The organism is Bradyrhizobium sp. Crot121, assembly GCF_059512385.1.
In genome coordinates this window covers 1-9536 of record NZ_JCAMOR010000140.1, presented here as the reverse complement: position 1 = coordinate 9536, position 9536 = coordinate 1, and the positions used below count along the sequence as shown (strand labels likewise).

The window sequence follows — 9536 nt, the reverse complement described above, 5'->3', positions numbered from 1 at the left end:
TCAAGATTTGGCCGATCGGCGGATCAGCCCGAGTGGTCAAAGTTATGGGTAATTGAAAGCTTCACCGGACGGATACGATTGCTGAGTGAAAGATGCCGCAGTTAAAGGTCGGCCGCTGGTCACTGAAATAGGAATTCACAATGAGACTTGCTCGATTGAGCCTGATCAATGCGGTGCTGAAGGCCGGTTGTAGCTGTACAATAGGCAGACCTCATGTGGCAGTCACCTTCAACCTACCAAGGAGATAGCGACACCATCAAGCGGAGGCCGGTCATGGGGCCACTTTGAGATGCGGCGCGAATGGACAATGTTACAGTCACATCAAACAAGGCACGGCATTTCAACCTCAGCTGAACGATGCGCGACTCTGGTAGTCGGCCAGGCTGACAATCAGGCTCGCCAGCCTCACGACGCCAATCCTATCGGCATCGAGACGCAGTTCACTTCGCTTGGTGATCTTCGAATTGCTGTGACCCTAATCAACTTGCACAGCGCAAGGATGGTGCACGGATGACGCGCTGGTGCAAACCAAAACCGCGCGTGCTTGAAGGCGGTAAAGCCGATCGCGCATTGCGTCCTGATGCTTCGCAGTCGCGGATCAGATTGAATTCCTGGCCGCTTGCGGCGATGCTTGTCAGCGCTCTCCTCTGGGCCGGTATCTGCTGGGTCGTCTATGCGTTCTCATGAGCGAAATGACATGCCAAAGCTGCCAAGCTGGCGACACAAGATGGCCGCATTGGCAAGCGCCTTCTGGCCTATACGCTTGAGGTCGTCGATTGACCTCTCTTTGCGGATCGCGGCCTCCAGGATCTTAGAGGCAACTTAGGCACGTCGGTTTGGTGCTGGGAAACGTCTTCGCCGATTTCGTTCAGCGCGCGCATGGGGCGCGGCCGTTTCGACACCGAACATAGGAGATGTCGCCCATCCTGTAGCAGGAAAGACAAGCAACCAACGGATGACCGAGGTGTTCCGGAAATTCGCGCACGTTATTCAATTCGGCAAATCCGGTCGCGCGATCTAGCGTATGCAAGTTGACAAACGTGTTCTCCACATACGCCGGGAAGTGATTGCCCACGCCAGGACCACCAAGAGTCTTTGTTGTTGCACCGGCGCCAGTACATAGTGTCCCACTTTCTCGAAGTGAAACGGCAGCGCGGTCTCGGCCTATCGAACCACTCTACATCCGACTTAGCACCGGTGAATGCGGCCGAGCGTGGACGCTGAAACAGCGCGAAGCCCGACGCACACTGCCGGGTATGAGGTGCGTCGGGCTGTTGGGGCATGGCGCGGCACCTGGCCGTGTCCAGCCCGCATGACCCCTTGCAAATGATATGCCACACGAAAAGGCGCCGATGATCCGGCCCCACCCCCCGGTGCAAGGGCCGCACGGATGTTCACTTGTTCGCGTGCCAAGTATGGGCCGCCTCCTCAGGGCGTGGGTTGCGTTGCGCTTGTGATCGACATTGATCTAAATAGCTGGCCCGACGATCTCTGGATTTCGATGTCGCGGAGACTTCGTTTACGCGACCTGCAGCGGGACTCTGATCTCCGAACGGATTCGCCCGAGCCAAAGAACCAACCTAGCCGCCCCTAGCTAGCAGGCTGTTGAAGAAGTCTTTGAACGGCGCGCGATGAATGGGATGTTGTCACCGTTGAGAAGGCAGATCTCCCCTTCGAGTGAGCCGTCATCCTGCAGTTCGGCCTAGCCGTCACCCTCGGCTGGCTCCATTTCGTCGTTTCCCTGCCAGCCGAACTCGGCGGCATCGCCGTGGCAGGTTCCATGAATGGAGCCTGTGCGGCAATCGAAGGCGAATTCGCCGCCGGCCTCGTCGAACAGGATGTAGGCGCTCGCCAAGGCCATGCCGTAGCTCGGTGTCTCGACGACCTGCCATCTGCCCCGAATGCTCATGCCGGTGCCGCCAGAAGCTTGGGAAGCCGGATCAAATTATAGACCGCAAGCGCCAGGACGAACACGGCATCCACCCGGTCGCGGCCTCGCAGCTTGATCTTGGCCAAGCCAGCGGAACTCTTGATCCAGCCGAAGACTTCTTCGATGCGTTTGCGGCAGCGTTGGCTGATGTCGTAGCCGCTGTGACGTGTGGTCCGCGCGTCGATCGCCGTCTTGCGCCGCTTGCCGGTCTTACTCAGATGTCCATCAATCGCAATATGCGGAGTAACCGATCTATCTCTCAGCTCGTGGACGAACTGCGTGACATCATAGGCCTTATCCGCCCCCAGAGTGATCCGTTTCGCGCACCCGCGCCTGTCGATATGGCAAGCGCAATCTCCCGTTCGGCGGTGCCCGTCGCTTGGCTCACCCCACCCAAGACCGCTAAACCATTGCGGTTCTCCATCAGCGCATGGCCCATATAGCTCAGCTTAGCCGGCTGGCCGTCACCCTTCTTGTAGAGCCGCGCCTCGGGATCGGTCGTGCTCGCATGTCTCGTTCGATCGCTTCTCCTTGTGGAAGCTGCGCTCAGCATTGCGTCCCGGACCGTCCTCGTCTTTGTCGCTGCCATCCTTCTTCCGGAAGCTCTTGATCGAAGCCCGGGCTTTCAATCAGCGTACCATCCACCGAGAAGTGATCGCTCGATAGTAGACGCTTGACCTTTGGTTGCGCCAAAAGCGCGTTCAGGAACTTGGCCGCAATCTCGCCTTCGAGCAGCCGGTCGCGGTTCTTCGAGAAGGTCGAATGGTCCCAAAACCGCATCATCCACCCCGAGCCCAACGAACCAGCGGAACAGAAGATCGAACTCCATCCATTCCATCAGATGCCGTTCCGAGCGAACCCCATAAAATGCCGGGAGGAGCATCGCCCGAAGCAACTTCTCCGGTGCGATCGACGTTCGTATAGAGCTTGCCGAACTCCCCAGAAAGGTCGCCCAGCGCCGCATTCGCCAAGTCTCGGATCACCCGTAGCGGGTGGTCGACCCGAACCCGAGCCTCCAGGTCCACATAACTAAAAAGCGAGCCGGACTGTTCGTCACTCCCCGCATCGCGCCCCCAGTTAAATCCTGGTCCTAGAGAATCACGATACGAAACGCTTCGCTACCGACTTCTTCAACAGGCTGTTAGAGCTAGACGGCACCTATATAAGCGACCTCCTGATCGGGTCTGATCTGAGCCTCGCGCCGACTTGCGAGAAGGATACGATCCCCGCGTGCGGATCGGATCCGCGATCAGTTCGCAGTATTTCCGGATCACCTTGGGATCGCCGAAGTCGCCGATGGCCGGATCTCCCGAGCGGCCAAGGGCGAGGCCGCTGATATGGTTATGCTCACGGGAGAGGGCCTCTGCACGCACGACGGCGCTCTAAGAGAAGCACTCGATCGCTTACCCGGGCGCGATCCGTCGTCAGCACTGAGGCGGGCGCGGCGCTGTTTGCATGAGAGTATAGTTAGTGTCGGGAATTGCTATCACGACCCGAGCGAAAAGCGTCCGGCGCGTGGGCCAATAGGATGCCAATGCTCAAAAGAATAAGAGTCCCGACAAGAGCCGAATACATACGCCACCTCCATCGCTCACTTCCTTTTGAACTGCGCGACCGCTTACACAGTCAATTTTTTTCCTGAGCGCGAAATGCGTTCGCAGCCAAGTGATGAGTCCGAGCCACAGCGACTAGCTGGCAGCATGTGGAACCGTCAAAGACAGAAGCTGTAAGACCCAGCTGCTCTGCTCCAACCGCCTGATAGGCGTAGGGCGGTGACCGAAAGGCTCATGTGGCAAATGTGCAACGGGTACTTGGTTTCTGCGCGGGAGTGTCCGAAACGAACACTTCAGGCCGTTGAGATGGCGGTAGCATTTGCGCGCAAGGATTGGGGTGTCCGGATGAGGTTTTCAAACTCGAAAGATGAGAGCTTATTGTTTCTTTGGGAAAGTGTGCGGCGGCAAGTGTTGGCTGGTCGCGCGGACGGCGGACGTTGCCGCTTTGTTGGTAACAATCTGCGCAGCTATGCTGAATTGCTTCGTTCGGAAATGGAGCGGCGAGAGCTGAAGTACACTCCGATTAATTGGTCTGAATAGCCGCTCCACGGGCATACCGATGAAAGACCTGCAGAAGCAACTGAAAGAGCTCCGCACCGATGCAGCCGAGTGCAAATTGATCAGCGATCTGGCAACCGACCAGGAAAAGCGAGAGCTGTTCGCAAAGCTTGCGGATCACTTGAGTGGTTTGGCGTCCGAGCTCGAGCGCGCTATATCTGTAAAAGTCTGTGGCACGAAGACGGAGCTGTAAAGACGGTCGCACGATGCCAAGAATCGGCTCTGGGTTCACGAGAGCGGCACTTATGCGAAATTCACGAGGCGGGTAAGCTGACGCACGATTTTGCGTCTGTGGCTGCCGAGATCGTCCATGGTTAGGATGTCGCCGGGACAAAGCGTCGGAAGGAGGACTCTCTCGACGTAGAGGCGGAAACTCTCGCCATCGTTCGGCCCTCGAGAAACCATGGCGCCTCAATCCGGTCATGGCGCAACGCGGCCAGGAAGGTTATGGTCGTCCAGCGGCCGTTGGGACTCTTGCTGTGAATCCTCTGGCCACGCGGCGCACCCCCGCAAGGCCCCATATCGGTCCTGGCCCAGATCTCGCGTTCGCCAGCCACAGTTTTTTCAAGCTGAGCTTCTCGGCGTGGAGAACTCCCATATTGAACGGTAATCAGCCTTAGGTCCGCGATCAGTGAGCTCGGCGACCAAGCCGCGCAGGGTGAAGTCCCCTTGATTCGCCCTAAAACCCGGACGCGGTGTTTGCCGGAAATGGCCTTCGACCTGTTGCCGCGCATCCCTGCCGGGCACCACGCTGCCGGTCTCGCAATGCCGTCGCGCCCATCCAACGGCCGTGCTGACCGCAACACCGAATGTTTAGCCGCCTCGTTGCAGGACAATCCACCGGAAACAACCCTGCAACGCCCCGCTTCCGAAGATCCTCAGAGTAAGGCTTGCCGATCCGTGCTGGCCTCCAGGCCCAGCCAGCATGGTAAATCCGAAGTCTCCTGATTTGGGAATCCAAATTCGATTCAAGCTAACCTTCAGACCCGCTTGCAATGGGGCATTGCACTTCGCTAACGCTTCGCCGTCATGCGATTGGATAGAGGACTATCACTTTCAAGCAGTTGTTCAGACTCGGCGCTCATGAGAAACCGCCCGGCGAAACCGAGGGTTTCGTCCCCTCGTCTCACGGAGCAGCCTCTTTAGGACGTTATTCCGGCGCGCTCACGAAAGCGAGCGAACCGGCAATCCAGAGGTCGCGGCGAGAGATTCCGCCTTCGTAATCCAAGTCGGCTGCTGCCGACTTGGACAAGCAAGACTCGCGAGTTCGCGTACACCTGCGTCAACGCGTCCTGGAATGACGAACAGAAATGCAGCCCCTACCCCGTCGTGTTTGTGGTCTCGCCGTCGGCCGCACCAATTTCCTGGTTGAGCCGCGCATGAAGCGTGGCCTCGTCGAGTTCGCCTTCCCACCAGGACACGAACACCGCGGCAATACCGTTGCCCATGATATTGGTAAGTGCACGCACCTCGCTCATGAATTTATCGATCGAGAACACGATTGCCATGCCCGGCACCAGCGCCGGATTAACCGCTGATAGCGTCGCCGCGAGCGTGATGAAGCCGGCCCCGGTGATACCGCTTGCGCCTTTCGACGTCAGCATCGCCACGATCAGGATCGTGAGCTGCTGGCCGAAGGTGAGATCGACCCCGAGCGCCTGCGCGATAAACAGCGTTCCCAAGGTCATGTAGATGTTGGTGCCATCGAGGTTGAAGGAGTAGCCGGTCGGCACCACGAGCCCGACCACGGGCTTGGAGCAGCCTAGCCGCTCGAGCTTCTTCATCAACTGCGGCAGCGCGCTTTCCGAGGACGAGGTGCCGAGCACGAGCAAGAGCTCGTCTTTGACATAGGCGATAAACTTGAAGATCGAAAAGCCAACGAAACGCGCGATCAGACCAAGCACGACTACCACGAATAGCGCGGCCGTGGCATAGAACAGCGCGATGAGCCCGATCAGATTCCCGAGCGCCGAGGGTCCGAACTTACCGATCGTGAAAGCCATGGCGCCGAACGCGCCAATCGGCGCTGCCTTCATGACAATGGCAATGACGCCGAACACGGCGTGCGCCGTGTCGTCGATCATGCCGCGCAACTTCTCGCCGCGCTCACCCAGCGCCATCAGCGAGAAGCCGAACAGGATGGCAAACAAGAGTACCTGCAGGATATCGCCGCGCGCCAGCGCGCCGACCACGCTGTCGGGAATGATATTGAGGATGAAATCGACGCTTTTCGAGGCTTCCGCCTGCTTCACGTAATTGGCGACGGCTGCGGCATCGGGCTTGGCCGCAAGGCCGTGGCCAATCTGGAAAAGATTGCCCATCACCAGGCCGAGCAACAAGGCAAAAGTGGAGACGATCTCGAAATAGACCAGCGCCTTGAGGCCGACCCGGCCGACCTTTTTCGCATCCTGGATGTGCGCGATGCCCGAGACCACGGTGCAGAAGATAATCGGCGCGATGACCATCTTGATCAGCTTGATGAATCCATCACCGAGCGCCTTGATCCAGTCGTTGGTTGCGAGCGACGGCCACAGCCAACCGGCGACGACGCCAATCAAGATCGCGATCAGCACCTGAACGTAGAGAATTTTGTACCAAGTTTGCGACGGCCGCGCGGGCGCCGCAGTTGCGATGGTGGTCATGACGCTCCTTCCCTATACGAACTCGAACACCGAGCCGCCGCGCGTTGAGCGGTGACGGCATCAGACGAGCTTTTATGCCAGCCGTGTCCCATTGAAGACGGCGATGTCGGAAATCCGACAGATCGCAGCGTGAATTCCGAGGGTAGGTCGGCAGTTACCTGTGTTTTCTTTTGTTAAGCAAGTCGCGCGCCAAGCGCCAAAGCCATGCGGCCGTTCAACCGACGAGACTGTGGACCGACTGTCTCCTGACGACACTTGGCTGAATCCCAGAACCACGTTCGTGCCGCCGAGGGCAAAGGCATTGCTCGGCGCGACGCGCACCTTGCGCTCGCGCGGCAGAGTGGGCGCGACCTCGAGATCGACCAGCCGCTTGCGGCAATGTCATGCTCGGGAAGGGTTTTGAGCTTGGCCCCTATCCTGAGCTCGGAGTTGCGATCGGGCCAATGGCGGAGCGGCCTTCGCGTATCTCCTTATAGATGGAGGCGCCGTCGGTCCCCAACCCGCCCATTCCGGTAATGACGACGCGCCTCCCCATTCAGGCCTTCTCAGCGACCACGCCGCGGACAGTCGCGTCGCCGACATTCTTGAGATTCGATCAGGCGTCATCCGTGTTCATCTCAATCTCGATCGCGTCGGACTGCTCCAGGTCGCAGATGATGTCCCTCAACTCCAGCGACTGGATGCCACACCAGGTCAGTTGCCTGGCGGTCGTTGTCTCGCCGCCGCCGACGGCGTTTTCCTTCATCGTGCGACAATTTCCTTCGCGAGTTGAACTGCCATGCTGCTGCTTCCATGACGCGCTTCGACGCGAACGCGGCGCCATCCCCCAGCCGAGCCACGTCGCGACGCGTCGCGCGACAGAAGCAGCGACGTGATTCGTCGGGCGTCAGGTGCTGTCAATGCAACGTTCCGTAACATTGGTAAAATTGATTTTTTGGATGGCACGCATCCACGCCATCGACATGTGGAGACAGGCCTTCAAAGGCCTTGATACAGCCTGCCCCCGGGCGTTATCCGGCCTCGGTCATATTGTTTCGCACAGCTACAAACGACAGCCTCGATACTCCTTCACCGGACGATACACGCTGAGCTCCTGCCGCGCCTGGACGAGTCGCTTGCCACAGAGTTTTTCTCGAACGGACGCTTCATAGCGGCGACGTGAAGGCAGAACTTATCGTATTCCGACACCCCCAGGCCAGGGGGCTACGTTGGGCCGGCCGATGAGCCGGAGATCGGAGTTCGAGCCGTTCAAAGATCCAAGGTCGGACATCACGGCGCGGCGGAGCCAAGGTTGGGGCGGAGTATCCCAAGAAGTTTTTCGTTCAAGAGGCTAGAGATGTTCGGTTGAACACGCCGAAGTCGGAAAGCTGACACGGCGCTGGGGCCATTCCGCCGCAATTCAACAGCCAGGCTGGCGCTTAAGCGTGTTTGGCTGCTGTGGCGCAAGGCGCGCATCATATTTCGCGAGCGGCACGCCGTTTGCTGGGATCAGGAGCAGAAGCCGTCGCGGCCAAACTGGTCGCAGGCCGCCCCGCTCCGAGAGACTTCCCAATGAGGCTTGCCCGATTGATCCTGATCAATGCAACTCTGATTCTGATCCTGCTCGAAAAAGCAGCAGCGGTGAACATCAGTCCCACCCTTGCCGCAAACGTCCGTCTGCCGAGCAACGAGATTGCATCACCGCTCACTCAGACGACGCGGCTCGAGGCCGGGTTGAGCTCACGCGCGCACGGACATTTTTGCAGCTGGATCATCCAACCCGCGCTTTGCATCCTTCTGTCGGCCGACCAGTTCCGCCCAAGTAAACAGAGCGAGAAGCGTCTCCCGGTATCGGGAAACAGCTTCACCTCTAAGAGCGGCAAGTTCGTGCTGTGGCGTTCGAATGTGAAGTTCGCCAATCGCGCGGATAGCCTTCAGATGATGTCTGTGGCAAAGTCATCGATCTGCAATCCGGCCGCCGCACCTTATGATGGCGCAACGGCGGTGCAGGTCATGAAAGCGCCAGGCGTCAGTGCGGCGATTCAGCCGAGGGCCGATACCGCCAGCATCACACACGCCGATCGATCCGAGACCGGTAATGCCGAGCTCGGATTTGTCGCGCCGTCCGAGCTCACAAACAGCAAAACCCGTTTGCCCTGGCTGGTGGCGCGGGAGTCTTATGGCCCGATGGGGCCAAATGCCGTGCTGTTGGAGAGCGGCGCCAATAATAAAGCGACACGCGCTTTCGTCGATTTTCTTAAAGGGCAAAAACTCCACGCGATTATCGCGCGGGGTGGCTACGTGCAAAGCTAGAGTTGACGCATGGATGGCTTTTCGCCAGAGATCTGGGAATCGCTCGAGCTCACGGTCGAGCTCGCGAGCCTGACGACCGTGATCCTGCTGGTCCTTGGCACGCCGCTCGCGTGGTGGATAGCGCGCTCGAAGAGCCTTTGGGCTGAGGCGGTCGCCACGATCATCGCGCTGCCGCTGGTGCTGCCGCCAACAGTAATCGGTTTCTATCTGCTGGCCCTGCTCGGCCCGAACGGCCCGGGTGGCCTTCTCGCCTCTCTCTGGGGCGGGGCCACGCTCGCCTTCACCTTTACGGGGCTCGTGGTCGGATCGGTTTTGTCAGCGCTGCCTTTGATGGTGCAGCCCATCCGCAACGCCTTCGCTGCGATGGGTGACCGCCCGCTGGAAGTCGCTGCCACTCTGCGCGCCTCACCGTTATATGCCTTCTTCACGGTCGCCTTGCCTGTGGCGCGAACGGGTGTTCTGACAGGCGCCATGCTTGGCTTTGCGCATGCGATAGGCACGTTCGGCATCGTGCTTATGATCGGCGGCAACATTCCTGGGCGCACCAAGGTGCTGTCGGCC

The 9536-nt window shown here is 59.1% G+C and carries 7 protein-coding genes and 2 pseudogenes; 4 read left to right on the top strand and 5 right to left on the bottom strand.

The window, feature by feature from the left end; genetic code table 11:
• Nucleotides 1–1702: 1702 nt before the first annotated feature.
• Nucleotides 1703–1909 (bottom strand): hypothetical protein, encoded by a 207-nt coding sequence (locus AC5ZGW_RS44110; protein WP_245475127.1) that lies wholly within the window; start codon nucleotides 1907–1909, stop codon nucleotides 1703–1705.
• Nucleotides 1906–2955: pseudogene (locus AC5ZGW_RS44105) on the bottom strand (IS5 family transposase). The gene AC5ZGW_RS44110 and the pseudogene AC5ZGW_RS44105 overlap by 4 nt, the downstream one beginning before the upstream one ends.
• An 834-nt stretch (nucleotides 2956–3789) precedes the next feature.
• Here AC5ZGW_RS44105 and AC5ZGW_RS44100 point away from each other — a divergent pair.
• Both AC5ZGW_RS44100 and AC5ZGW_RS44095 read left to right on the top strand, forming a co-directional pair.
• Nucleotides 3790–4023 carry a hypothetical protein gene (locus AC5ZGW_RS44100; protein ID WP_245287682.1) on the top strand — a complete coding sequence of 78 codons (234 nt, stop codon included), beginning with the start codon at nucleotides 3790–3792 and terminating at the stop codon, nucleotides 4021–4023.
• A 19-nt stretch (nucleotides 4024–4042) separates the two neighbouring features.
• Nucleotides 4043–4234, top strand: coding sequence for a hypothetical protein (locus AC5ZGW_RS44095; protein WP_028169064.1), 192 nt, complete (start codon nucleotides 4043–4045; stop codon nucleotides 4232–4234).
• Between the two features lie 1126 nt (nucleotides 4235–5360).
• On the opposite strand, the gene dctA is transcribed toward AC5ZGW_RS44095, so the two are convergent.
• From dctA to AC5ZGW_RS44080, 3 genes and pseudogenes are all read right to left on the bottom strand, one after another.
• Entirely contained in the window at nucleotides 5361–6683 is a 1323-nt protein-coding gene (dctA, locus tag AC5ZGW_RS44090; protein WP_130230649.1) for a C4-dicarboxylate transporter DctA, read from the bottom strand.
• Between the two features lie 377 nt (nucleotides 6684–7060).
• Nucleotides 7061–7218: pseudogene (locus AC5ZGW_RS44085) on the bottom strand (beta-ACP synthase); the annotation flags it as partial.
• A gap of 60 nt (nucleotides 7219–7278) precedes the next feature.
• Nucleotides 7279–7428, bottom strand: coding sequence for a hypothetical protein (locus AC5ZGW_RS44080; RefSeq protein WP_165421513.1), 150 nt, complete (start codon nucleotides 7426–7428; stop codon nucleotides 7279–7281).
• A gap of 821 nt (nucleotides 7429–8249) precedes the next feature.
• Between AC5ZGW_RS44080 and modA the strand changes: the two genes are divergently transcribed.
• Nucleotides 8250–8975, top strand: coding sequence for a molybdate ABC transporter substrate-binding protein (gene modA, locus AC5ZGW_RS44075; protein ID WP_394570274.1), 726 nt, complete (start codon nucleotides 8250–8252; stop codon nucleotides 8973–8975).
• Nucleotides 8976–8984: 9 nt separating this feature from the next.
• Nucleotides 8985–9536: molybdate ABC transporter permease subunit (modB, locus tag AC5ZGW_RS44070; RefSeq protein ID WP_496114120.1), on the top strand; the 552-nt coding region annotated here is incomplete at its 3' end.